This is a genomic window from Streptomyces sp. NBC_01428 (genome assembly GCF_036231965.1).
Lineage (GTDB): Bacteria > Actinomycetota > Actinomycetes > Streptomycetales > Streptomycetaceae > Streptomyces.
Map to the genome: position 1 here is coordinate 6965860 of NZ_CP109499.1, position 23590 is coordinate 6989449.

Annotated in this window: 21 protein-coding genes; 14 read left to right on the top strand and 7 right to left on the bottom strand. The window is 70.7% G+C overall.

Translation table 11 applies throughout. The annotated features are described in order from the left end of the window. Positions 1-41: 41 nt before the first annotated feature. The 9 genes from OG406_RS30140 to OG406_RS30180 all read left to right on the top strand — a co-directional run bounded on the left by OG406_RS30140 (position 42) and on the right by OG406_RS30180 (position 11202). Positions 42-977, top strand: coding sequence for a carbohydrate ABC transporter permease (locus tag OG406_RS30140; RefSeq protein WP_081223729.1), 936 nt, complete (start codon positions 42-44; stop codon positions 975-977). Beyond that, a complete protein-coding gene (locus tag OG406_RS30145; RefSeq protein ID WP_266849297.1) occupies positions 974-1882 on the top strand; it encodes a carbohydrate ABC transporter permease in 909 nt (302 codons plus the stop codon). The genes OG406_RS30140 and OG406_RS30145 overlap by 4 nt, the downstream gene beginning before the upstream one ends. Next, positions 1879-3114: a Gfo/Idh/MocA family protein gene (locus tag OG406_RS30150; RefSeq protein ID WP_329188798.1), complete on the top strand. Its 1236-nt coding sequence runs from the start codon at positions 1879-1881 to the stop codon at positions 3112-3114. Before OG406_RS30145 ends, OG406_RS30150 begins: the two co-directional genes overlap by 4 nt. Further along, the gene (locus tag OG406_RS30155; protein ID WP_327410103.1) at positions 3111-3953 is read left to right on the top strand and encodes a PmoA family protein; all 843 of its coding nucleotides are present in this window, start codon (positions 3111-3113) and stop codon (positions 3951-3953) included. The genes OG406_RS30150 and OG406_RS30155 overlap by 4 nt, the downstream gene beginning before the upstream one ends. After that, positions 3953-5566, top strand: a complete 1614-nt coding sequence (locus OG406_RS30160) for a glycoside hydrolase family 43 protein (protein ID WP_329188800.1) — start codon at positions 3953-3955, stop codon at positions 5564-5566. Before OG406_RS30155 ends, OG406_RS30160 begins: the two co-directional genes overlap by 1 nt. Positions 5567-5744: 178 nt before the next feature. Further along, complete coding sequence (locus OG406_RS30165) at positions 5745-7118, top strand: ABC transporter substrate-binding protein (protein ID WP_329188801.1); 1374 nt, start codon at positions 5745-5747, stop codon at positions 7116-7118. Between the two features lie 124 nt (positions 7119-7242). Then, positions 7243-8571: a pectate lyase family protein gene (locus tag OG406_RS30170; RefSeq protein ID WP_329188802.1), complete on the top strand. Its 1329-nt coding sequence runs from the start codon at positions 7243-7245 to the stop codon at positions 8569-8571. Between the two features lie 158 nt (positions 8572-8729). Continuing rightward, a complete protein-coding gene (locus OG406_RS30175) occupies positions 8730-9524 on the top strand; it encodes an HAD family acid phosphatase (protein WP_164370516.1) in 795 nt (264 codons plus the stop codon). Between the two features lie 226 nt (positions 9525-9750). After that, on the top strand, positions 9751-11202 hold the full coding sequence (locus OG406_RS30180) for an NCS2 family permease (RefSeq protein ID WP_267050438.1): 1452 nt from the start codon (positions 9751-9753) through the stop codon (positions 11200-11202). 93 nt (positions 11203-11295) lie between these two features. Here the strand turns inward: OG406_RS30180 and OG406_RS30185 are convergent, their stop codons facing one another. Both OG406_RS30185 and OG406_RS30190 read right to left on the bottom strand, forming a co-directional pair. Continuing rightward, complete coding sequence (locus OG406_RS30185; RefSeq protein WP_329188804.1) at positions 11296-12747, bottom strand: peptidoglycan D,D-transpeptidase FtsI family protein; 1452 nt, start codon at positions 12745-12747, stop codon at positions 11296-11298. 97 nt (positions 12748-12844) lie between these two features. Beyond that, complete coding sequence (locus OG406_RS30190; protein WP_329188805.1) at positions 12845-13618, bottom strand: IclR family transcriptional regulator; 774 nt, start codon at positions 13616-13618, stop codon at positions 12845-12847. Positions 13619-13750: 132 nt separating this feature from the next. Between OG406_RS30190 and OG406_RS30195 the strand changes: the two genes are divergently transcribed. The 5 genes from OG406_RS30195 (at position 13751) to OG406_RS30215 (ending at position 18510) form a co-directional block, all read left to right on the top strand. Then, positions 13751-15280: an aldehyde dehydrogenase (NADP(+)) gene (locus OG406_RS30195; protein ID WP_164370513.1), complete on the top strand. Its 1530-nt coding sequence runs from the start codon at positions 13751-13753 to the stop codon at positions 15278-15280. Between the two features lie 94 nt (positions 15281-15374). Next, complete coding sequence (locus tag OG406_RS30200) at positions 15375-15983, top strand: DUF1349 domain-containing protein (protein WP_164370512.1); 609 nt, start codon at positions 15375-15377, stop codon at positions 15981-15983. A 103-nt stretch (positions 15984-16086) separates the two neighbouring features. Beyond that, positions 16087-16557: a GNAT family N-acetyltransferase gene (locus tag OG406_RS30205; protein WP_356004776.1), complete on the top strand. Its 471-nt coding sequence runs from the start codon at positions 16087-16089 to the stop codon at positions 16555-16557. A gap of 78 nt (positions 16558-16635) precedes the next feature. Next, on the top strand, positions 16636-17364 hold the full coding sequence (locus tag OG406_RS30210; RefSeq protein WP_329188810.1) for a DsbA family oxidoreductase: 729 nt from the start codon (positions 16636-16638) through the stop codon (positions 17362-17364). Positions 17365-17460: 96 nt separating this feature from the next. After that, positions 17461-18510: an aminotransferase class V-fold PLP-dependent enzyme gene (locus OG406_RS30215; protein ID WP_266849313.1), complete on the top strand. Its 1050-nt coding sequence runs from the start codon at positions 17461-17463 to the stop codon at positions 18508-18510. 94 nt (positions 18511-18604) lie between these two features. Here the strand turns inward: OG406_RS30215 and thpD are convergent, their stop codons facing one another. The 5 genes from thpD to OG406_RS30240 form a co-directional block, all read right to left on the bottom strand. After that, positions 18605-19492, bottom strand: a complete 888-nt coding sequence (thpD, locus tag OG406_RS30220; protein ID WP_164370509.1) for an ectoine hydroxylase — start codon at positions 19490-19492, stop codon at positions 18605-18607. Between the two features lie 7 nt (positions 19493-19499). Then, on the bottom strand, positions 19500-19904 hold the full coding sequence (locus OG406_RS30225; protein ID WP_081223715.1) for an ectoine synthase: 405 nt from the start codon (positions 19902-19904) through the stop codon (positions 19500-19502). 50 nt (positions 19905-19954) lie between these two features. Next, entirely contained in the window at positions 19955-21226 is a 1272-nt protein-coding gene (gene ectB, locus OG406_RS30230) for a diaminobutyrate--2-oxoglutarate transaminase (RefSeq protein ID WP_164370508.1), read from the bottom strand. A gap of 58 nt (positions 21227-21284) precedes the next feature. Continuing rightward, complete coding sequence (gene ectA / locus OG406_RS30235) at positions 21285-21824, bottom strand: diaminobutyrate acetyltransferase (RefSeq protein ID WP_081223713.1); 540 nt, start codon at positions 21822-21824, stop codon at positions 21285-21287. Between the two features lie 505 nt (positions 21825-22329). Further along, positions 22330-23430: a pyridoxal-phosphate-dependent aminotransferase family protein gene (locus tag OG406_RS30240; RefSeq protein ID WP_329188813.1), complete on the bottom strand. Its 1101-nt coding sequence runs from the start codon at positions 23428-23430 to the stop codon at positions 22330-22332. Positions 23431-23590 lie beyond the last annotated feature (160 nt).

Genomic DNA, 23590 nt, shown 5'->3' on the forward strand with positions numbered 1-23590 from the left:
GTACTCGCTGTACCCGCCCCACTGCGAACGGAGAAACTGTCATGGCCCAAGCCGCAGCCGTGGCGAAACCGCCCGCGCCACCCCGGCGGCGCCGTGCCTCCGCGACCCCGCGCAGGCTCCCGTATCTGCTGATCGCCCCGGCGGCGCTGCTGATGCTGGGCTTCATCGCCTACCCCGTCGTCAGCGTCTTCTACTACAGCCTGCAGAACTACAACCCCACCAAACCCTGGCGCAACGGATACGCCGGCTTCGACAACTTCGTGCACGCCTTCACCGCCGACCCGCAGTTCTGGGACACCCTCACCTTCAGCGCGAAGTGGGTCGTCGTCGAGGTCGGGCTCCAGCTGCTGTTCGGCCTGGCGCTCGCCCTGATCGTCAACCAGACCTTCGTCGGACGGGCCGTCGGGCGCGCGCTGGTCTTCTCGCCGTGGGCCGTCTCCGGGGTGCTGACCTCGGCGATCTGGGTGCTGCTCTACAACTCCCAGACAGGCATCACCCGTTACCTCGCCGACGCGGGCATCGGCTCGTACGGCACGAGCTGGCTCTCGGACACCTCCACCGTCTTCCCGGCGGCGGTCGTCGCCGACCTGTGGCGGGGTGTGCCCTTCTTCGCGATCCTGATCCTCGCCGACCTCCAGTCCGTCTCCAAGGACCTGTACGAGGCCGCCGAGGTCGACGGGGCGAGCCGGGTCCGGCAGTTCCTGCACATCACCCTGCCGCACCTCAAGGACGCGATCGTCCTGTCCACGCTGTTGCGCGCGGTCTGGGAGTTCAACAACGTCGACCTGCTCTACACGCTGACCGGCGGCGGACCCGCGGGGGAGACGACGACCCTGCCCCTGTACATCGCCAACACCAGCGTCGACGCCCACAACTTCGGCTACGCCTCGGCCCTGACCGCCGTCGCGTTCGTGATTCTGCTGTTCTGCTCGATCGTCTATCTGCGGCTGAGCAAGTTCGGAGGCGGGGACAAGTGATCACCAAGGACGCCGACACGATCGCCCCGGCCGCACCCGCCCCGCCCGCCGAGGAGCCGCCGCCGCGCCCCCGCACGCGGTCCCGGCACCGCGCCTGGGACGAGGTCCCCCGGTGGCACATCTACGTCCCCCTGGGCCTCTACCTGCTCTTCACCCTGATCCCGTTCTACTGGATCCTGCTCTTCGCGCTGCGTCCCGCCGGGTCGACCTCGCTCGTGCCCTGGCCCATGACCTTCGACCACTTCGACAAGGTGTGGACCGAGCGCAGCTTCGGGACCTACTTCCAGAACAGCGTGCTCATCGCCGTCGCCACCCTGGTGATGACGACCCTCGTCGCGCTCGCCGGCGGCTACGCGCTCGCCCGCTTCGACTTCAGGATCAAGCGCGGCTTCCTGCTGGCGCTGCTCTGCTCCCAGTTCGTCCCGGGCGCCCTGCTCCTGGTCCCGCTCTTCCAGATCTTCGCCAAGCTCCAGATGATCAACTCGCTGGCCAGCGTGGTCATCGCGGAGACCGTCTTCCAGCTGCCGCTGTCGATGATCCTGATCAGCGGGTTCATCCGGAACGTGCCGTACTCCCTGGAGGAGGCCGCCTGGGTGGACGGCTGCAACCGCTTCGACGCCTTCAGGATCGTCGTCCTGCCGCTGCTGCGGCCCGGGTTGATCGCCGTCGGCTCGTTCGCCTTCGTACACGCCTGGAACCACTTCCTGTTCGCCCTGATGTTCCTGAGCGACCAGAGCAAGCAGACCATCCCGGTGGGGCTCAACACCCTGATGAGTTCCGACAGCGTCGACCTGGGAGCGCTCGCCGCGGGCGGCATCATCGCCGCCGTCCCCGTGGTCGTCGTCTTCGCGTTCATCCAGAAGTGGCTGATCACCGGGTTCAGCGCGGGGGCGGTGAAGGGATGACGCCCGCGGCGCGGCCCGGCCGGACCGGGCAGGTGAAGGGAGACGCCGAGCGGCGTCCGTCCGCGGGCGGCCCCGCGCCCCGGCGGGCCACCGCACTCCCGCTGCCCGTCGTCCTCGCGGGCGCCCGGGGCCACGGCCGACGGCACCTGGAGAACATCCGCAGGCTCCAGGGCGAGGGGCTCCTGCGTCTCGTCGGCGTGTGCGAGCTGACGCCGCTCGGCGCGGCCGAACTCGACGGGCAGCACGTCCAGCAGTCCGCCGACCTGGGAGCCCTGCTCGACAGCACCGGCGCCGTGATCGCGGTGATCTGCACCCCCATCCCCACCCACACCGACCTGGCGCTGACCGCCGCGCGCCGTGGCGTCCACCTGCTCCTGGAGAAGCCGCCCGCGCCGTCCTACGCCGAGTTCCGGCGGATGGCCGACGGCGTCGCCGCCGCAGGCGTCGCCTGCCAGATCGGCTTCCAGTCCCTCGGCTCGCACGCCGTGCCCGCCGTCCGGGAACTGATCGCCCGGGGCGCGCTCGGCCGGGTGACCGGCATCGGCGCGGCGGGGGCCTGGGCCCGGGACGAGGCGTACTACCGGCGCGCGCCGTGGGCCGGCAGGCGGCGGCTCGACGGGGCGGACGTGGTCGACGGCGTGCTCACGAACCCGCTGGCCCACGCCGTCGCCACCGCCCTCGCCCTGGACGGCTCGACCCGCGCCGAGGACGTCACCGGCATCGTGACGGAGCTGCTGCGCGCCAACGACATCGAGTCCGACGACACCTCCTGCGTGCGGGTCACGACCACGGAGCGCGCGATCACCGTCGCGGCGACGCTCTGCGCCGAGAACCCGGGGGAACCGTACGTCGTCGTGCACGGCACGGAAGGCCGGATCACCTTCTGGTACAAGCAGGACCGGCTCCTGGTGCAGCGCTCCGGGCACGGCCCGGAGGAGACCGTGTACGGCCGCACCGACCTGTTGGAGAACCTCGTCGCACATCTGAGGGACGGCGTCGAACTCCTGGTCCCGCCCGCGGCGACCGGCGCGTTCATGAAGGTCGTGGAAGCGGTCCGGCGGGCACCCGAGCCCGTCGCGCTGCCCCCCGACGCCTGGAGTGTGCCGCCCGGCGAGAACCGCCGTGCCGTACGCGGCATCGACGCGCTCGTCGCCTCGGCGGCCGACACCCTCGCCCTCTACTCCGAACTGGGCGCCCCCTGGGCGCTCCCGAAAGAGGTGAGCACCGGATGAACGACACCTCGCTCGTCCTGAGCGCCGCGGGCCGGCCGGTGGGCCGCCACGTCCACCGGCCCGAACTGCCCGACCGGCTCTCCCCGCGCCCGTACCTCCACCCGGTCACGACCCTGGCCGGCACCCCCGTCACCGAGCTGAGCCCGGCCGACCACGCGCACCACCTCGGCGTCGGTGTCGCGGTCCCCGACGTCGAGGGGCACAACTTCTGGGGCGGGCGCACCTACGTCCGCGACCAGGGACCCACCGAACTCGACAACCACGGCGCCCAGCGGCACGCCACCTTCCGCGAGGCAGGCCCCGGCGGCTTCGTGGAGGACCTGCGCTGGACGGCCGCGGGCAGCGACCTGCTGACCGAACGCCGTACGGTCGCGGTGGTCGAACTCACCGACGCCGCCTGGGCGCTGGACTTCACGTTCGCGCTCACGAACGTCACGGCGCGAACGCTCTCCCTCGGCAGCCCGGCCACCAACGGACGGCCGGGCGCGGGATACGGCGGCTTCTTCTGGCGGGCCCGCAAGGAACCGGACGCCCCGCGGGTGTTCACCGCCGGCGCCGAGGGCGAGGACGCCGTGCACGCGTGCCCCGCGGACTGGCTCGCGCTCGCCGGCGCGAACTGGACGCTCGTGTTCGCGGGGGCCACCGAGGACACGCGCCGCGATCCGTGGTTCGTGCGCACGGCCCAGTACCCGGGCGTCGGTTCCTCCCTCGCCCACCGGGACCGGCTCACGGTCGCGGCCGGTGACACGCTCGTCCGCCGGATCGTCACCGTCGTCGCCGACGGCACCCTCGACCGGGCCGGAGCCGCGGCCCTGGCACGCGAGGCGGTGAGCACCTGATGGCCTTGCCCTCCGCCGACCTGGGTGACGGCACCTACCGGAACCCCGTCCTCGACGCCGACTGGTCCGACCCCGACGTGCTCCGCGTCGGCGACGACTTCTACCTCACCGCCTCCAGCTTCGGCCGGGCACCCGGCCTGCCCCTGCTGCACTCCCGCGACCTGGTCAACTGGACGCTCGTCGGCCATGCCCTCCAACGCCTGGAACCGGCAGCCGAGTTCGCCCGTCCCCGGCACGACCGCGGGGTCTGGGCACCGTCCCTGCGTCACCACGACGACCGCTTCTGGATCTTCTGGGGCGACCCGGACCACGGCATCTTCCAGATCAACGCCCCCGGGATCAGGGGCCCTTGGACTCCGCCGCACCTGGTGAAGGAGGGCAAGGGACTCATCGACGCCTGCCCCCTGTGGGACGAGGAGAGCGGCGAGGCGTACCTCGTGCACGCCTGGGCCAAGTCCCGCGCGGGTGTGAAGAACCGGCTCACCGGACACCGCATGCGCCCGGACGGGACCGGGCTGCTCGACGAGGGCAAGGTGATCGTCGACGCCGACCGCATCCCCGGCTGGTTCACCCTCGAAGGCCCCAAGGCCTACCGGCACGACGGCTGGTTCTGGATCTTCGCGCCGGCCGGGGGAGTCGAGACGGGCTGGCAGGGCGTCCTCCGCTCGCGCGGCTTCTTCGGGCCCTACGAGGAGAAGGTGGTGCTGGAGCAGGGGAACACGCCGGTCAACGGCCCGCACCAGGGCGGCTGGGTGCGCACCCCGACGGGCGAGGACTGGTTCCTGCACTTCCAGCAGCGTGGCGCCCACGGGCGAGTGGTCCACCTCCAGCCGATGCGCTGGGCGGGGGACGACGCCGGCGGGTGCTGGCCCGTCCTGGGTGACGCGGGCGTCCCCGTCGCCGTCCACCGGAAGCCGGACCTGCCCACCCAGCCGCCGTCCGCCCCCGCCACCGACGACGACTTCCCCGGAGGCCGCTTCGGGCGCCAGTGGCAGTGGACCGCCAACCCCCAGGACGGCTGGGCGCCCCAGCACTCCGGCGACGGACTCCGGCTCAGCTGCGTCCGCGCACGCGCCCCCCGCGCCCCTGGTGGCCCCGGTGATCCGTGCGTCCCGTACGACCTGCGCACGCTGCCGCACGTCCTCACCCAGCGGCTGCCCGGCGCGGCCGCCACCGTCGAGGTCGGTCTGCGCCTCGACAGCGAGGAGCCGGGCGCCCGCGCGGGGCTCGCGGTGCTCGGCGACGCCTACCGCTGGATCGGGCTCCGGCGGGAGCCCGACGGATCGGTGCGGCTCGTGCACCGGTTCGCCGAGCCGCTCACCCCGGGTGCGGTCGCCGCGCCCCCGGAGCAGCGCACGGCCGAGCGGGACGCCGCCTCCTCCTTCGAGGCGCCGGGCGGCCGCGCACGGCTGTGGATCGAGATCGGCGCCGACGCCCGCTGCCGCTTCTCGTGCGACGTCGGCGGGGGCCGGCAGCCCACCGGGCAGGTCTTCGCCGCGACGCCCTGGCGCTGGGTCGGCGCCCTGCTCGGGCTCTTCGCCCTGGCGCCGGACGGCGGGGGACCCGCCGGTGCCGCCACGTTCACCCGGTTCCGGGTCACCGCGACCCGCTGAGAGTCACTTCCTGTCGTCCGTCCGCCTGTTGGGAGCCGCAATGACGCACCTCCGTAGCAAGCGCTTGCCGAATGCGGAGGGAAGGGCGTGTCCCTTCCCTGAGCAGCCGAGTTCCGGCCGTCCGGAACAAATCGTCCACCGCACAGCCCTGTTGGAACCGGAAGAAGAGAGCCGACCGATGAAGACCAGCTCCCTGAGGAACAGCACACCGAGGACCGGCCGGTCGTGGACCGGCGGCCGGCGCACGGCCGTGGCGGTCGCTCTCGGCTCGGTGCTCGCACTGACCGCCACCGCCTGCGGGGACGACGGCAGCGGCAGCGCCGGGGACAAGGGCACCGAGGGTTCCGGCAAGGGCGAGATCACCTTCTGGGACACCAACGGCGGTGTCCGTACGGACATCTGGAAGCAGATCATCGCGGACTTCGAGAAGAAGTACCCCGCCATCAAGGTCGACTACGTCGGGATCCCCGCGGCGAGCGCCCAGTCCAAGTACGACACCGCGATCCAGGGCGGCGGGCTGCCGGACGTCGGCGGGGTGGGCACCGCGATGCTCGCCGAGGTCGCCGTCCAGGGCGCGTTGGAGCCGCTGGACGGCCGGCTCGGGAAGAGCCCGCTGAAGGGGAAGCTGAGCGAGAACCTCCTCGACGTGAGCCGGGCCGCCGGCGGCGGGGACACTCTGTACCAGGTGCCGACCTCCGCCAACAACGGCACGCTCTGGTACCGCACCGACCTGTTCAAGGCGGCCGGACTGGACGCGCCGACCACCTGGTCGAAGTTCTACGACGCCGCCGGGAAGCTCAGCGACAAGGGGAAGAACAGGTTCGGGTTCACCATCCGCGGTGGTGAGGGATCCATCGCGCCGGCCCTGGACGCCGCGTACGGACAGTCCGGGATCACGTCGTTCTGGAACGGCGACCGGACCACGGTCAACGACCCCAAGAACGTGGCAGCCCTGGCGAAGTACGTCGCCCTGTACAAGAAGGTCACGCCCTCCGCCGACGTCAACAACGACTTCACCAAGATGGTCGCGCAGTGGGACAGCGGCACCATCGGCATGCTGAGCCACAACCTCGGCTCCTACCAGGACCACCTGAAGGCGCTGGGCGCGGGCACGTTCCGCGGTGTCCCGAACCCCACGCAGGACGACGGCACGCGCGTCCAGGTGTCCAACCCGGTCGACGGCCTGAGCCTCTTCAAGTCCGGCAAGAACAAGGCGGCCGCCTGGAAGTTCATCGAGTTCGCCGTCTCGGCGGCGGAGAACTCCAAGTTCAACGAGTCCGCGGGACAGGTGCCGGCGAACACCGACGCCGCCAAGGACCCGTGGATCCAGCGGGCCGAGCCGACCCGGCTGGCCGCGGAGGCGCTGAACGGCGGCAGCACCAAGATCGTGCAGCTGCCCTACTACCTGCCCGACTGGAACACCATCTCCAAGGCCGACAACGAACCCAACTTCCAGAAGGTGCTGCTCGGCAAGATGAGCGCGAAGGACTTCCTGGACACGCTGGCGGACCAGCTGAACGCGGCCCAGGCCGACTGGAAGGCCCACCGGTAGGACCTGCGAGGAGGCGGCCGGCGACCCGCCGGCCGCCTCCCGGTCGCCCCGTGGCGGGGCCCCGCGCCCAACGCCCACGCCACCCGTCCGATCCACCGAGCCGAAGGAAAGAGAGAGCCGCATCATGAACGCACGTACATGTCATGTACATGAAATAGGTTGGCGTACGGCCGCCGCACGGCGGACCGTCGCGCTGATCGGCTGCACCGCTCTCGTCTGCGCCGTCACCGGCACCACCGCCCAGGCCCGGCCCCGCGACCCCGCCCGCCAGACGCTCCCCGCCCGGGACGGCTGGGCGTCCCAGGGGACCGGAACCACCGGCGGCTCGGCCGCCGCGCCGGCGCTGGTCCGCACCGTCACGACGTGGGCGCAGTTCCGGGCCGCGCTCGCGGCGGGCGGCAGCGAGCCGAAGATCATCAAGGTGAGAGGCACGATCGACGCCGGCGCCGACGGCTGCGACGCCTTCGCCGCCCCCGGCTACGACTTCGCCCGGTACCTGGCCGACTACGACCCGGCCGTCTGGGGCTACGACCAGGTGGTCAGCGGGGAACAGGAGGACCTCCGGGCCGCCTCCGCCGCCCGTCAGGACACCGCCGTCAAGGCCTACGTCCCCGCGAACACCACCGTCGTCGGGGTCGGGCGCGACGCGGGGTTCAAGGGGGCGAGCCTCCAGATCAAGGGAGTCGACAACGTCATCGTCCGCAACCTCTCCTTCGAGAGCCCCCTCGACTGCTTCCCGCAGTGGGACCCGACCGACGGCGACACCGGGAACTGGAACTCCGAGTACGACAGCGCCGTCGTCCACGGCGCCACGCACGTCTGGCTCGACCACAACACGTTCACCGACGGCGCCCACCCGGACAGCTCGCTGCCGACGTACTTCGGGCGGATCTACGAACAGCACGACGGTGAACTGGACATCGTCCAGGGCGCCGACTACGTGACCGCGTCGTGGAACGTGTTCGCGGACCACGACAAGACCATCCTGGTCGGCAACAGCGACAGCGCGGCGACCGCGGCCGTGGACCGGGGCCATCTGAAGGTCACCTTCCACCACAACCTGTTCACCGGTCTCGTCGAGCGCGCTCCGCGGGTCCGCTTCGGTCAGGTCGACTCCTACAACAACCACTTCGTGGCCGGCGCCGGCTACGCCTACAGCTACGGCATCGGGATGGAGTCCCGACTCGTCGCCGAACACAACGCGTTCACCCTGCCGGACGGGATCGGGACCGGGACCGTCCTGAAGAAGTGGAAGGAGGCGCCGGTGACCGCCGCGGACAACGTCGTCAACGGCGTCCGTACCGACCTGATCGCCGTGCACAACGCGCAGATCCCCGCCGAGACGCTTCAGTCCGGCGCCGGCTGGACACCGGTCCTGCGGACGACGGTGAATCGCCCGCAGGCCGTTCCCGCCCTCGTCGACCACGGCGCGGGCGCCAGAAGAATCCACTGAGGACATCGAACTCCCCTGTTTTCAGGGAGAGTTCGCCGCGGTGGGTGCGGAAGCCGGCGCGGCTCCCGCACCCACCGCGACGCATGTCACCTGTGCAGTGTGTATCGATCAGGCAACGGACCTCGCATCCACGGGGGTGACGCGCGTAGAACCTTGTCATGCATAAGCCACTGCGTATCGCGGCCGTCGCCGCCACCTGTGCCGTCGCCGGTGCCGCCCTGTTCGGATCCGGTGCCGCCACCGCCCACCAGTCGACGGCCAACTCGACGCACGAGCCCTACAACATCGGGCTCCTGGTCAAGGACATCGACACCTACTACGGCGCCGCGCTCGACGGCGACGGGGTGTACCAGGCGTCGCCCACCAGCCAGTACGCCAAGGACCTCGCGCGCGTCGACGCCGCCGCCCGGCGGGACATCGACAAGGCCGCCCACAAGGCCCACCACCGGGGCCAGAAGCCCGCTGTGGTCTTCGACATCGACGACACCCTGCTGCTCTCCTTCGACTACGAGAGGAAGACCAACTACACGTACAACTCGACCACCTGGGCCGACTACGTGGCCCAGGCGAACCGCCCCGCCGTCTTCGGCAGTCCCGAACTCGTCGAGTACGCCGAGTCCAAGGGCGTCGAGGTGTTCTACAACTCGGGCCTGAAGGAGTCGCAGCGCGCCTCCGCCGTCGAGAACCTGAAGAAGGTCGGCGTCGACGTCAACCTCGACTCCGCCCACATGTTCCTCAAGGACGCGGCCAACCCGCCCGCCTACCTGAGCGGTTGCGCCACCGCCACCGCCTGGAACTGCACGACCGTGCAGTACAAGGCCGGCACCCGCAAGCACATCGAGGACCTCGGCTACGACATCGTCGGCAACTTCGGCGACCAGTACTCGGACCTCGACGGCGGTTACGCCGACAAGACGTACAAGCTCCCGAACCCGACGTACTTCGTGAGCTGATCCGCCGCGCAAGGACGCCCCCGCCGGTCGTCACCGGCGGGGGCGTCGTGCTGCCGGCCGCGAGGGGGGCTCAGGCCGGCAGGTCCACACCGTGAAGGACGTCGAAAACGAACACGTGGTTGTTTCCAGGGTTCCGTAACACAGCGAAAACCTGAAAGTGGTTGAGGAAGGGAACAATCCAGCCAGCATCCGCACACCAGGCACGCAGGTATCGAGGAGTATCGTCATGTCCGAAGCGCAGAAGGTCGACGACCGGCCAAGTACCGCCCCACCGGCGGCAGGCGGGGTCGACGGGTTCTTCAAGATATCCGCGAGGGGCTCCACCTTCGGCCGGGAGATACGCGGCGGATTCGCCACGTTCTTCACGATGGCCTACATCCTCGTCCTGAACCCGATCATCCTCGGCAGCGCCAAGGACAAGTTCGGCCACCACCTCGACGCCGTCCAACTCACCACCGCCACCGCCCTGGTGGCCGCGGTCATGACGATCATCATGGGCGTCGGCGGCAACCTCCCGCTCGCCCTCGCCGCCGGCCTCGGCCTCAACGCGGTCGTCGCCTTCCAGATCGCCCCGCTGATGAGCTGGGCCGACGCGATGGGCCTGATCGTCCTGGAGGGCCTGCTCATCTGCGTCCTCGTGGTGACCGGCCTGCGCGAGGCCGTCATGCACGCGATCCCCCAGGCGATGAAACAGGCGATCAGCGTCGGCATCGGCCTGTTCATCGCCTTCATCGGCTTCGTGGACGCCGGCTTCGCCACCCGTATCCCGGACGCCGCCAACACCACCGTGCCGGTCCAGCTCGGCGGCACCGGGGCACTGGCCGGGTGGCCGATTCTCGTCTTCTGCCTCGGGGTCCTGCTGACCATCGGACTGCTCGCCCGCAAGGTCAAGGGCGCGATCCTGATCAGCATCGTCACCATGACGGTGGTCGCCGTCGTCATCAACGCCGCGGCCGACGTCAAGAGCTGGGGCCTGACCACCCCGAAGGTGCCCGACGACATCGTAGCCTCACCGGACTTCGGACTGCTCGGTCACTTCAGCCTGTTCGGGGCGTTCGGCGAGACCAGCGCGATCACCGTCGTCCTGCTGGTCTTCACCCTCATCCTCTCCGACTTCTTCGACACGATGGGCACGGTCGTCGGCATCAGCGCCGAGGCCGGTCTGCTCGACGAGGAGGGCAAGGTGCCCAACCTCGGGCGGGTGCTGCTGATCGACGGCGCCGCCGCGGTCGCCGGCGGCGCGGCCTCCGCCTCCTCCTCGACGTCGTACATCGAGTCGGCGGCGGGCGTCGGCGAAGGCGCGCGCACCGGCTTCGCCAACCTGGTCACCGGCGGCATGTTCGCCCTCGCGCTGTTCCTGACGCCAATCCTCACGATCGTCCCGCTGCAGGCCGCCGCGCCCGCGCTCGTCGCCGTCGGCTTCCTGATGATGACCCAGGTCAAGCACATCGACTGGGACAAGTACGAGATCGCCATCCCCGCCTTCCTGACCATCGCCGTGATGCCGTTCACGTACTCGATCACCAACGGCATCGGCGCGGGCTTCCTGGCGTACGTGCTGATCAAGACGGTGCTCGGCAAGGCCAAGGAGGTCCACTGGCTGCTGTGGGCCGCCTCCGCCCTGTTCCTCGTCTACTTCGCGATCGACCCGGTGGAGCAGCTGCTCGGAGTGAAGTGACCGCACCGCCCGGACGACAGGACGGCCCCGCACCTCGGAGGTGCGGGGCCGTCCTGTCGTGCGGACCATGTCGCCGCGGCCGTGACCGCCGGCTCAGTTCTTCAGGGCCGCCCGCATCATCGCCTTGGCGACCGGGGCCGCCAGGCCGTTGCCGCTGACCTCGGAGCGGGCCGCGTCCGACTGCTCGACGATCACCGCCACGGCGACCTCCTTGCCGGTCGAGTCGGACTTCCCGAACGAGGTGAACCAGGCGTAGGGCGTCTTGCTGTTCTTCTCGCCGTGCTGCGCCGTACCCGTCTTGCCGCCGACGGTCACGCCGGGGATCCGGGCGTTCGTGCCCGTGCCCTGCTCGATGACCGTCCGCATCGCCGACTGGAGCTGCTGGGCGGTGTCCGAGCTGACGATCCGCTTGCTCTCGGTGTCGTCGTCGTAGTTCTTCAGGACGTCACCGTCGGCGTCGCTGGTCTGGGCCACCATGTGCGGCGAGACGAGCTCGCCGTCGTTGGCGATCGCGGCGGACACCATCGCCATCTGGAGCGGGGTCGCGGTGACGTCGTACTGGCCGATGCCGGTCAGGGCCGTCGACGACTTGTCCATGTCCGAGGGGTAGACGCTGGTGTACGCCCGTACCGGCACGTCCTGCTTCGTGTCGTTGAACCCGAACTTCTCCGCCATCGCCTTCACCTTGTCCTGCCCGAGGTCGACGGCCATCTTGCCGAAGACGTTGTTGCAGGAGTACTGGAGGGCGACCCGGATCGAGGCGTTCTCGCACGGGGCCGACGCGCTCTCGTTCTTCAGGGGGGTGTGCGTGTTCGGCAGGGTGTACGGATTCGGGCTGTCCGTCTTCGCGTCCACGTCGTCATACAGGCCGCTCTCCAGCGCGGCGGACGCCACGACCAGCTTGAACGTCGAACCCGGCGGCAGCGGCTGCCGCAGCGCGCGGTTGACCAGCGGCTTGTCGGGGTCCTTGGTCAGCTTCTCCCAGAGGCTGCCGTTGCCCTCGCTGATCGACGTCGGGTCGTACGACGGGGTGGAGACGACGCCGAGGATCTTGCCCGTCTTCGGGTCGATCGCGACGGCCGCGCCCTTCTTGTCGCCGAGCGCCTCGAACCCGGCCTTCTGCACGGCCGGGTCGATCGTCGTGACCACGTCACCGGGGTCGGCGCGCTTGTTGGTCAGACTGTCCAGGGGGTTCTTCAGCTGGACGTCCGAGCCGTCCAGGAGGTCCTGGTAGATGCCCTCCAGCTGCGTCGCCCCGTACACCTGCGAGCTGTAGCCGGTGACCGCCGCGTACAGGCTGCCGTCCTTGTACGTGCGCTTGTACTTGAGGTCCCCGCCCTTCGTCTGCGCGGAGCCGGTGATCGCGTCACCGGCCACGATGATGTTCCCGAGCGGATGCGCGTACAGCGAGATCGCGTTCCGTCGGTTGTCCTTGTCTTCCGCCAGTGCCTTGCCGTCGTAGAACTGCACCCAGGTCGCCCTCACCAGCAGGGAGAGGACGAGCAGCAGTGTGAAGACGGCGGCACGCCTGATCGTCTTGTTCATGCCGTACGGAAGGACGAGCGAAAGGGCGTGGTTCGTTCCCGCCCGCACCCATTTCTCATGTGCCCTTCATCGAACGGGCACACGCGCGGGGGAGCCGTCAGAGGCGGCGTGTGGCCAGAGTGAGCCGGTCACGGGCGTCGAACAGCGCGTCCTTGACCATCTGCTCGTGCGCCGGTGTGAGCCGTGCCACCGGCACCGAGCAGCTGATCGCGTCACGAGCCGGCGTGCGGTACGGGATCGCCACGCCGAAGCAGCGCAGCCCCAGCGTGTTCTCCTCGCGGTCCACGGCGAAGCCCTGCTCGTGCACCTGGCGGAGCTCCTCGATGAGCTTCTCCCGGTCCGTGATGGTGTGCTCGGTCAGGGCGGGCAGCGTCTCGGGCAGCATCTTGCGGACCTGCTCGTCGGTGTGCGTGGCCAGCAGGGCCTTGCCGAGCGAGGTGGAGTGGGCGGGGAGCCTGCGGCCGACCCGGGTGAAGGGGCGCAGGTAGTGCTGCGACTGGCGGGTGGCGAGGTAGACGACGTTCGTGCCGTCCAGGCGGGCCAGGTGGATGGTCTCCGTGGTGTCGTCGGAGAGGCGGTCGAGCGTGGGGCGGGCCGCGGCGACCACCTCGTCGCCGTCGATGTACGAGGTGCCGACCAGCAGGGCCCGTACGCCGATGCCGTACCGCGTGCCCGTCGCGTCGGTCTCGACCCAGCCGAGCTCCACGAGCGTGCGCAGCAGCATGTACAGGCTGGACTTGGGGTAGCCGACGGCCTCCTGGACCGCGGCGAGGGAGTGCATTCCGGGGCGGCCGGCGAAGTACTCGAGCAATTCCACGGTCCGTACCGCGGACTTGACCTGTGCCCCGCCGCCTGTCTCGCCTGCCGACATCGCCCTTGACCCCTTCGTTGGACGGGAAATAGTCTCCAACAGCATATTCACCATCAGAGACAGCGTTCAGCATATCGAACGCCCCTGGTGAGTGACACAAGAAGTGCGGCATCACATCTGGAGGGACCCGCGGTGGCAGCAGCACCAGTCTGGAGTGTCGACCCCCGTACCGGGAAGCAGCGGGAACAGGTTGCGGTGGAGGCCACAGCCGAGGAGGTCGACGAGGCCGTCCGTGCCGCACACGCCGCACGCCCCGCCCTCGCCGACCGCACCGTCCGCGCCGCGTTCCTGCGCACCGCCGCCGACCTGCTCGAAGGCTCCAAGGAACACCTCGTCGAGGTCGCCGACGCGGAGACGGCGCTCGGCCCCGTCCGGCTGAACGGCGAACTCGCCCGCACCTGCTTCCAGTTGCGCGCGTTCGCCGGGATCGTCGACGAGGGTGCCTTCCTCGACGTCGTCATCGACCACCCCGACGCCACGGCGACCCCGCCGATCCCGGACCTGCGCCGCTACAAGGTGCCCCTGGGTGTCGTGGCCGTGTACTCGGCCTCCAACTTCCCGTTCGCCTTCTCCGTCGCGGGCGGCGACACCGCGAGCGCGCTGGCCGCGGGCTGCCCCGTCGTCGTCAAGGCGCACCCCGACCACCCCGCCCTGTCGGAACTGGTCGCCTCCGTGCTGCGCCGGGCCGCGGCGCGGCACGACATCCCCGCCGGGGTCGTCGGTCTCGTCCACGGCTTCGAGGCGGGCGTCGAACTGGTCCGGCACCCGCTGGTCGCGGCCGCCGGGTTCACCGGCTCGGTCCGCGGCGGCCGCGCGCTCTTCGACGCGGCGGCACAGCGCCCGGTGCCGATCCCGTTCCACGGCGAGCTGGGCTCCCTCAACCCCGTCGTGGTCACCGAGGCCGCGGCCGCCGAGCGCGCCGAGGAGATCGGCGCGGGCCTCGCCGGCTCGATGACCCTGGGCGTCGGCCAGTTCTGCGTGAAGCCGGGCCTGGTGCTCGCCCCGGCCGGCGCGGCGGGCGACCGGTTCCTGAAGTCCCTGACCGACGCCGTGAGCGACACCGACGCGGGGGTCCTGCTGGACCACCGGATGCGGGACAACTTCATCGCCGGGGTCGCCGAGCGGGCCGCGCTGCCGGACGTCGAGTCGCCCGTGACGCCGGGCGCCGGCGGCGAGCACACGGTGAGCCCCGGTTTCCTGACCGTGCCCGCCGAGCGGCTCACGGCGCAGGGCGAGCACGACCTGCTGCTGGAGGAGTGCTTCGGGCCGCTCACGGTCGTGGCGCGCTACACCGACGCGAGCGAGGCGGGCGCCGTCCTGTCCCGGCTGCCCGGCAACCTCACGGCCACGGTGCAGCTCTCCGCCGAGGAGGCCGCAGGCGAGGGCCGCGGCGCCGAGATCCTCGCCGAGCTGACGCCGCTCGCCGGCCGGGTGCTGGTCAACGGCTGGCCGACCGGCGTCGCCGTCGCCCCCGCCCAGCACCACGGAGGTCCCTACCCCGCGACGACCTCGACGTCCACCTCGGTCGGCGGCACCGCCATCGAGCGGTGGATGCGGCCGGTGGCCTACCAGGGCGTGCCCGAGGCGCTGCTGCCGCCGGAGCTGCGCGACGACAACCCGCTGGGCCTGCCCCGGCGCCACGACGGACGCCTGGAGCGCTGAGCACCACGCGGGGACGGGTCCACGCCCGTCCCCGCACCTCGGCCCACCCACCACCCCGTCCCCGGCGCCGCGGCCCACCTGAGAGACTCGGACCATGGACGTCTCACTCCCCGAACTGCCCTTCTCCCTGCGCACGTACGGCCCGGACGGCCACTGGTCGTACGAGGACGACGTGCTCACCGGCTGGGCCGGCCCGCGGCAGGACCGCTTCGTGCCGCCCACCGGCGAAGGGCTCGACCCGGCGTCGGACGCACCCCGGCTGCTCGGCTCCCCGGAGGGCGACTTCCAGCTCATCGCCCGGGTGACGGTCGGCTTCGGGGCCTCCTTCGACGCGGGCGTGCTCTACGTCCACGTCGGGGAGCGCGCCTGGGCGAAGCTCTGCCTGGAGTACTCCCCGGACGTGGCCACCGTCTGCACGGTCGTCACCCGCGGCCACTCCGACGACGCCAACTCCTTCACTGTGGACGGGAGTTCCGTCTGGCTCCGGGTGAGCCGCACCGGCCGCGCCTTCGCCTTCCACGCCTCCCGCGACGGCAAGCGCTGGACCTTCATCCGTCTCTTCACGCTGGCCGGCGAGGAGGAGAGCGGAGCGGCACTGGTGGGCTTCATGACGCAGTCCCCGATGGGAGACGGCTGCGTGGTGACGTACGACGACATCGAGTTCCGCCCGACCTGGCCCCGCGACCTGCGCGACGGCAGCTGAGGGACGCCGCGCACCGCGCCCGGTCCGGCCGCCGCGGAACCGTGTCGTCCGCCAGGACGTCCTCGGGGGTGTGATCCAGGACCGTGTGAACCCCGTGCACCGGATGATCAGGACCGCGCTGCCCGCCGAGGCGGCGATCGTCGCCGGGTTGCACGCGCGGGCCCGGGCGACGTACCGCCCCGACGGCGTGCCGGAGGACGGCACGGACTGGGTCGCGGCCTGGCGGGGCGCGATCGAGCGGCCCGAGGGCCATGTGCTGTGTCTCGTGCTGGACGGCCGCGTCGTCGGCGTCGCCGCGTTCCGCACCGCCGAGGGCGCGCCCTCCGACACCGTCAGGCTCTTCCAGTTCCACGTCGAGCCCGGGCGGTGGCGGACCGGCCTCGGCACCGCGCTGCACGCGGCCTGCGTGGAGGAGTGGCAGGCGGACGGCAAACGCACCGCGACACTCGACGTGCCGGGCGGCAACCGGCGCGCGCGGGCCTTCTGCGCCCGCCTCGGCTGGGTGCCGGACCCGGGTCACCTGCCCGCCGAGGACGACCACCACGTGTCTCTGCGGTACACGGTCGGGGAATGAAGCCGGCCGATTGAACGTTCACACACCGGCGACCCCGGAGGGTGTCCCGTATCCGCACGACCTGGAGAGAGCCGAAGAATGCGCGTCGAGATCTGGTCCGACATCGCCTGCCCGTGGTGCTACGTCGGGAAGGCCCGCTTCGAGAAGGCGCTCGACGCCTTTCCGCACCGTGACGAGGTCGAGGTCGTGCACCGCTCGTTCGAGCTGGACCCCGGCCGCGCCAAGGGCGACATCCAGCCCGTGCTCACCATGCTCACCAAGAAGTACGGCATGAGCGAGGCGCAGGCGCAGGCCGGCGAGGAGAACCTCGGCACCCAGGCCGCCGCCGAGGGCCTGGACTACCGCACCCGGGACCGCGACCACGGCAACACCTTCGACATGCACCGCCTGCTCCACCTCGCCAAGGAGAAGGGCCGCCAGGACGAGCTGATCGGCCTGTTCTACCGCGCCAACTTCGCCGAGGAGCGCAGCGTCTTCGGGGACGACGAGCGGCTCGTCGAGCTGGCCGTCGCCGCCGGACTCGACGCGGACGACGCCCGGCGCGTCCTCGCCGACCCGTCCGCCTACGCCACCGAGGTCCGCGCCGACGAGCGCGAGGCCGCCGAGCTGGGCGCGAACGGCGTCCCCTTCTTCGTCCTCGACCGGACCTACGGCGTCTCCGGCGCCCAGCCCACCGAGGTCTTCTCCCAGGCGCTGACCCAGGCCTGGGGCGAGCGCCCGCAGCTCACCCTCATCCAGGACGGGAAGAGCGCCGAGGACGGTGCCGAGGCCTGCGGCCCGGACGGCTGCGCCGTACCCCAGCACTGAAAGACGCAGGTCGGGGGCGATCCATAAGCGCCTCTTGGGTGAACCACGCAGAAATCAGCAATGGACCTGGACATCGTCCGGGCCCACAGTGGTCGCATGGAGACCTTCGAGACCCTCGTCCGTGCCGAGTTCGCCGCGAAGAACACCTATCTGAACACCGCGAGCACCGGTCTGCTGCCGGGCCGCACGGTGACCGCGATGCGGGCCGCCGTGGACTCCGTGGCGGCCGGGCGGCCCGCCGACATGTTCGCCGACGTCGAGGCGGCCCGCGCGTCGTTCGCGCGGCTCGTCGGCGTGCCCGGGCGCCGGGTCGCGGCTGGCGCCTCGGTCGCGGTGTACAGCGGACTGATCGCGGCCTCGCTGCCGCCGGGCGCCGAAGTCCTCACCGCCGAGGCCGAGTTCAGCTCGGTCGTGACTCCCTTCCACGTCCGGGGCGACCTCAAGGTCCGGGCCGTACCGCTGGAACGGATGGCCGAGTCGGTGCACTCCGGCACCGCGCTCGTCGCCGTCAGCGCGGCCCAGTCCGCCGACGGCCGGACCGCCGACCTGGACGGGATCCGGGAGGCGGCGCGGGAGCACGGCGCCCGGACGTACGTGGACGCGTCCCAGGCCGCCGGATGGCTGCCGCTGCGCGCGGGCGCCTACGACTTCGTCTCCTCCGTCGCCTTCAAGTGGCTCGTCTGCCCGCGCGGTGTGGCCTTCCTCGTCGTCCCGGAGGACTTCGGCGGTCTCACCCCGGTGTTCGCGGGCTGGGTGGCGGGCGAGGCGCCCTGGGACAGCTGCTACGGCCCGGTCGAGGAACTCGCCCACTCCGCACGGCGGTTCGACGAGAGTCCCGCACTCTTCGCGTACGCCGGGGCCCGGCACTCGCTGGAACTTCTGGAGGAACTGGGCGTGGAGCGGATCCACGAGCACGACCTCGCGCTCGCCGACCGGTTCCGCGCCGGGCTGCGGGAGCGCGGACACACTCCGGTCCCCGCCCCGGACTCCCCGATCGTCTCGGTGCCGGGACTCGGCCGTCTCCAGGGCGAGTTGAGCCGCGCCGGGGTGGAGGTCTCGGACCGGGCGGGCCATCTGCGGGCCGCGTTCCACCTGTACAACACCCCGGACGACGTCGACCGGCTGCTCGACGTCCTGCCCGGCTGACCCCGCACGCGGCGAGGGCCGGGGCCGCTCCCTCCCGTACGTCATGCGTACGTGGGGGAGCGGCCCCGGCCCGGGACCCGAGCGGCGAAGGGGGTCAGCGCACCGGTGTGAAGTCCCGGGCGCCGATGAACTCCGGCCTGCGCACCGGAGCCGAGAAGGGCTCCACCGCGGCGTTCTCCACGCTGTTGAACACGATGAAGACGTTGCTGCGCGGGAACGGCGTGATGTTGTCGCCCGAACCGTGCATGCAGTTGCAGTCGAACCAGGTCGCCGAACCGGCCTTGCCCGTGAAGAGCTTGATGCCGTGCCGGGTGGCGAGACGGGTGAGCGCCTCGTCGGACGGCGTGCCGGCGTCCTGCATCTGCAGCGACTTCTTGTAGTTGTCCTTCGGCGTGGCCCCCGCACACCCGAGGTACGTCTTGTGCGACCCCGGCATGATCATGAGACCGCCGTTGGTGTCGTAGTTCTCGGTCAGCGCGATCGAGACGGACACCGTCCGCATGTTCGGCAGACCGTCCTCGGCGTGCCAGGTCTCGAAGTCCGAGTGCCAGTAGAAGCCACTGGCGCCGAAGCCCGGCTTGACGTTGATCCGCGACTGGTGCACGTACACGTCGGAGCCGAGGATCTGCCGCGCACGGCCCACGACCCGCTCGTCGCGGACGAGCCGGGCGAAGATCTCGCTGATCCGGTGCACCTCGAAGACGGACCGGATCTCCTGCGTCTGCGGCTCGACGATCGAGCGGTCGTCGGCACGGATCGCCGGGTCGGTCACGAGCCGTTCCAGCTCCTGCCGGTAGACGGCGACCTCGTCCTCGGTGATCAGCTCCTCGACGGGGAGGAAGCCGTCGCGCTCGTACGTCTGGAGTTCGGGCACGGTGATCGGGCCGGGTTCACCCGGCGCACCCCACAGGACCGGGTCCTGTCGGGGCGCGGCCACTTCGGTGGCTCCTCGGCTGGGGTACAGATCGGTGAGCGTCGTCATCGGTGTGTCACACCTCCTCGGGTTCGGTGATCAGCGGGTAGACGCCGTTCTCGTCGTGGTCCTCCCGTCCGGTGACGGGCGGGTTGAAGACGCAGACGCAGCGGAAGTCGGTCTTGGGACGGACCGTGTGGCGCTCGTGGCCGTTGAGCAGGTACATCGTCCCGGGCGTGATCCAGTGCTCCTCGCCGGTCTCCCGGTTGATGAGCTGGGCTTCACCCTCCACGCAGAGCACGGCCTCGATGTGGTTCGCGTACCACATGTCGGTCTCCGTACCCGCGTACAGGATCGTCTCGTGCAGGGAGAAGCCGACCTTCTCCTTGGCGAGGACGATGCGCTTGCTCTCCCAGGTGCCGGTCGCCGCCTTCACATGCCGGTCGGTGCCTTCAACATCCTTGAACGAACGGACTATCACGGTGGTGCGATGCCTCTCTCTCGTGTTTCTCGTGGTGTGCGGCGATCTGGTCAGACGGTCTCGCGGACGGCCCGGGCAAGGGTGCGCAGACCCTCGTCGAGCTCGTCGGGGGTGATGGTGAGCGCGGGCAACAGCTTCACGACCTCGCTCTCCGGGCCGGACGTCTCGATGAGCAGGCCGAGTTCGAAGGCGCGCTTGGCCACGCGGCCCGCGCGGTCCTTGTCCTTGAACTCCAGGCCCCAGACGAGCCCGCGGCCCCGGTACTCCTTGACGTCGGCGAGGTTCTCCTCCGTGATGGAGATCATCGCCTGTTCGATCTGCTCGCCGCGGGAGCGGGTCTGCTTCTCCATGGCCGAGCCGTCGGCCCAGTACGCCTCCAGGGCGGCGGCGGCCGTGACGAACGCCGGGTTGTTCCCGCGGAAGGTGCCGTTGTGCTCGCCCGGCTCCCAGATGTCCAGCTCCGGCTTGAAGAGACACAGCGACATCGGCAGGCCGTAGCCGCTGATGGACTTGGACACCGTGACGATGTCCGGCACGACACCGGCCTCCTCGAAGGAGAAGAACGCGCCGGTCCGGCCGCAGCCCATCTGGATGTCGTCGACGATGAGCAGCATGTCGCGGCGCTTGCACAGCTCGGCGAGGGCACGCAGCCACTCGGGCCGCGCGACGTTGATGCCGCCCTCGCCCTGCACGGTCTCGACGATCACCGCGGCGGGCTGGTTGAGGCCCGACCCCTGGTCCTCCAGGAGCCGCTCGAACCAGAGGAAGTCCGGGACCTGGCCGTCGAAGTAGTTGTCGAACGGCATCGGGGTGCCGTGCACCAGCGGGATGCCGGCGCCGGCCCGCTTGAAGGCGTTGCCGGTCACGGCGAGCGAGCCGAGCGACATGCCGTGGAAGGCGTTGGTGAACGACACGATCGACTCGCGGCCCTTCACCTTCCGCGCCAGCTTGAGCGCGGACTCGACGGCGTTGGTGCCCGTCGGGCCGGGGAACATCACCTTGTACGGCAGGTCGCGCGGCCGCAGCACCAGGTTCTGGAAGGCCTCCAGGAAGCCGCGCTTGGCCGTCGTCGACATGTCGAGACCGTGGGTGACGCCGTCCCGCTCCAGGTAGTCGATCAGGGCCCGTTTGAGCACGGGGTTGTTGTGCCCGTAGTTCAGCGACCCGGCCCCGGCGAAGAAGTCGAGGTACGCGTGGCCGTCCTCGTCGTACATGCGGCTGCCCTGGGCGCGGTCGAAGACGGTGGGCCAGTTGCGGCAGTAGCTGCGCACCTCCGACTCCAGGGTCTCGAAGACGCTCAGGTCGGGCTGGGTGATGGTCACGAATCGCTCCTCGAAGCGTGGGGGGCGGAAGAGGAAGGGGGCGAAGGGGAGAAGAAGTTCAGAGGGAGAACGGGCCGATGCGGTACAGCACTTCGGGGTCGTGCGGTCCGTCGGGGAACTGGTCCGTCTCGAACAGCACCTCGCGCTCGACGGCCGCGCCATGACGCTGTGCGTACGACAGGAACAGGCGCTCGGAGGCGGTGTTGCCCGGGGAGATGGTCGTCTCCAGGACGGACAGTCCGCGCTCGGCTGCCACCCGTGCCGTCAGCCCGTCGAGCAGCCGCGCGGCCAGTCCGCGTCCGCGGTACGCGTCGTCGACGGCCACCTGCCACACGAGCAGGGTGCGCGGACGCTCCGGGCGTACGTACGCGGTCACGAAGCCGACGGGACGCCCTTGGGCGTCACGGGCCACGGCCGAGGTGCCGGCGAAGTCACGGCACCACAGCAGGTAGCTGTACGAGGAGTTCAGGTCGAGGGTTCGGGAGTCCTTGGCGATGCGCCAGAGCGCGGCCCCGTCGGCCACCTCCGGACGGTCGATCCGAAGGCCCTCCGGCATTTCCAGGAATTCCGCTGACAGGTCTGGGTGTGCGGCGGTCATGCGGATTGAATTTACCGATGGAAAGCCGAAATTGCATCGTCGGACGGGGTTACGTACGGCGTTCTCATGTGTTATCGCGCGCCGGTGAGGGAGTGGCCGCGCACACAACTTTATGACCGGTTTTGCACGGAAAATACCGGAGAAAACGGGCGGGTTGTGGAGTGCGTCACAGCATCGTAATGCGCCGGAGATCCGTCCGAATTACGTGGGTTGGCGTTCGCGAAATCTTTGCGTTTAGGTGCGGAGATCCCGGGCAGAAGAATACGGGAAGCTGTGCTGGAGCAATTCCGTACCGAATGAACAACAGGATAAGTGCGTGGAGAGGATTTGCAATTCCCGCGATGCCGTCGGTGCGGATCGCCGTGCGCGCGGACCGCGCCCCCCGGGTTTCCGCACGCGCCCGCGCGGTCGAGGGTCTCCGGTGCGCGGGACGGGGGCCCGAGGCCGCCGGAGTACCGGCGGAAGCGCGCACGCCCCCGCCGGTCGACCCGGACGTGGTCCGGGATCAGCCCCAGGCCTGCGCCACGGCGCGGCGCGCCGCCTCCAGATCCACCGGGAAGCCGGACTCGGCCAGCGCGGCGCCCAGGCCCGCGAGGCTGGAGTGGACCGCGCCCCGGGTGGCGTCGGGGCCGTAGTGGTTCACGCGGATCATCGACTGCGCGAGCGCGCCGCCGCCCGCGGCGAGCGGCAGCACCGGGTCCGCGGCCAGCGCCTTGGCGACCAGCTCGGACGCGTCCGCGCCCTCGGGCACCCGCAGCGTCGTGGCGACGGGCGCGGCGTCGGAGGCGTCGTGGACGTACGGCTGAAGACCGCCGCCGAGCGCCACCGCGCCGGCGCGGGTCGCCGCGGCGGCCGAGGCGTGCCGGGCCATCACCGCGTCCAGGCCCTCACCCTCGATCCGCTCGACGCACGCCTCCAGCGCCAGCATCTCCAGCTGCGCCGGCGCGTGCAGCAGCGCCTTGCGGCCCCCGTCCACCCAGCGCTCCTTCCAGTCCAGCAGGGAGAGGTAGGAACGGCGTGGCGCGGCCGGGTTCGCGGCCATCCGCGCCCAGGCCCGCTCGCTCACCGACACCGCGGACACACCCGCAGGCCCGCCCATCGCCTTCTGCGCCCCGATCACGCACAGGTCGACGCCCCAGGCGTCCGGCAGCACGGGCTCCGCGCCGATCGACGCGACGGCGTCCAGGTAGAAGAGCGCGCCGTGCTCCCGGACGACCTCGCCGATCTCCGCGACCGGGTTGGTGTTCCCGGTGGCCGCCTCGGCGTGCACGAGCGACACGAAGTCGATCTCCGGGTGCTCGGCGAACGCCTCCCGGATCTGCGCGGCGGTGACCGCCGTGTGGAAGGGCACCGCCAGATCGATCACGGTGGCCCCGCAGTCCCGCAGCCAGTTCCCGAAGGTCTGCCCGTACGGGCCGGTGACGACGTTGAGGGCGGTGGTGCCGGTGCCCGCGGTGCCGCGGATGGCGCCTTCCAGGGGCAGCAGCGCCTCGCCCTGCATGATCACGACGTCCTGCTCGGTGGAGAGCAGCCGGGCGACGCGGTCCTCGATCGACGCGAAGTGCGCGGCGCTCAGCGGCGCCAGGTCAAGAAAGGGGTGGGTCACGGCGGTGCTCTCTTCGCTCTCAGGGGTCGACGATCAGAGCGTATCCGGCGCCGGTAGGAGCGCTCGGACCGGAGAGTTCCGAGGCCGGACGGCCCAGTGGCCATCGGATTGATTTGAGGAACCCAAACATCTCCTTATAATCGGAACCCTCCACTCCCCC

What these genes read in the sequence shown, in the direction of transcription:
- OG406_RS30140 (WP_081223729.1), top strand. Translation starts at nt 42, where the DNA reads ATGGCCCAAGCCGCAGCCGTGGCGAAACCGCCCGCGCCACCCCGGCGG.
- OG406_RS30150 (WP_329188798.1), top strand. Translation starts at nt 1,879, where the DNA reads ATGACGCCCGCGGCGCGGCCCGGCCGGACCGGGCAGGTGAAGGGAGAC.
- OG406_RS30155 (WP_327410103.1), top strand. Translation starts at nt 3,111, where the DNA reads ATGAACGACACCTCGCTCGTCCTGAGCGCCGCGGGCCGGCCGGTGGGC.
- OG406_RS30160 (WP_329188800.1), top strand. Translation starts at nt 3,953, where the DNA reads ATGGCCTTGCCCTCCGCCGACCTGGGTGACGGCACCTACCGGAACCCC.
- OG406_RS30165 (WP_329188801.1), top strand. Translation starts at nt 5,745, where the DNA reads ATGAAGACCAGCTCCCTGAGGAACAGCACACCGAGGACCGGCCGGTCG.
- OG406_RS30170 (WP_329188802.1), top strand. Translation starts at nt 7,243, where the DNA reads ATGAACGCACGTACATGTCATGTACATGAAATAGGTTGGCGTACGGCC.
- OG406_RS30175 (WP_164370516.1), top strand. Translation starts at nt 8,730, where the DNA reads ATGCATAAGCCACTGCGTATCGCGGCCGTCGCCGCCACCTGTGCCGTC.
- OG406_RS30180 (WP_267050438.1), top strand. Translation starts at nt 9,751, where the DNA reads ATGTCCGAAGCGCAGAAGGTCGACGACCGGCCAAGTACCGCCCCACCG.
- OG406_RS30185 (WP_329188804.1), bottom strand. Translation starts at nt 12,747, where the DNA reads ATGAACAAGACGATCAGGCGTGCCGCCGTCTTCACACTGCTGCTCGTC.
- OG406_RS30190 (WP_329188805.1), bottom strand. Translation starts at nt 13,618, where the DNA reads ATGTCGGCAGGCGAGACAGGCGGCGGGGCACAGGTCAAGTCCGCGGTA.
- OG406_RS30200 (WP_164370512.1), top strand. Translation starts at nt 15,375, where the DNA reads ATGGACGTCTCACTCCCCGAACTGCCCTTCTCCCTGCGCACGTACGGC.
- OG406_RS30205 (WP_356004776.1), top strand. Translation starts at nt 16,087, where the DNA reads ATGATCAGGACCGCGCTGCCCGCCGAGGCGGCGATCGTCGCCGGGTTG.
- OG406_RS30210 (WP_329188810.1), top strand. Translation starts at nt 16,636, where the DNA reads ATGCGCGTCGAGATCTGGTCCGACATCGCCTGCCCGTGGTGCTACGTC.
- OG406_RS30215 (WP_266849313.1), top strand. Translation starts at nt 17,461, where the DNA reads ATGGAGACCTTCGAGACCCTCGTCCGTGCCGAGTTCGCCGCGAAGAAC.
- thpD (WP_164370509.1), bottom strand. Translation starts at nt 19,492, where the DNA reads ATGACGACGCTCACCGATCTGTACCCCAGCCGAGGAGCCACCGAAGTG.
- ectA (WP_081223713.1), bottom strand. Translation starts at nt 21,824, where the DNA reads ATGACCGCCGCACACCCAGACCTGTCAGCGGAATTCCTGGAAATGCCG.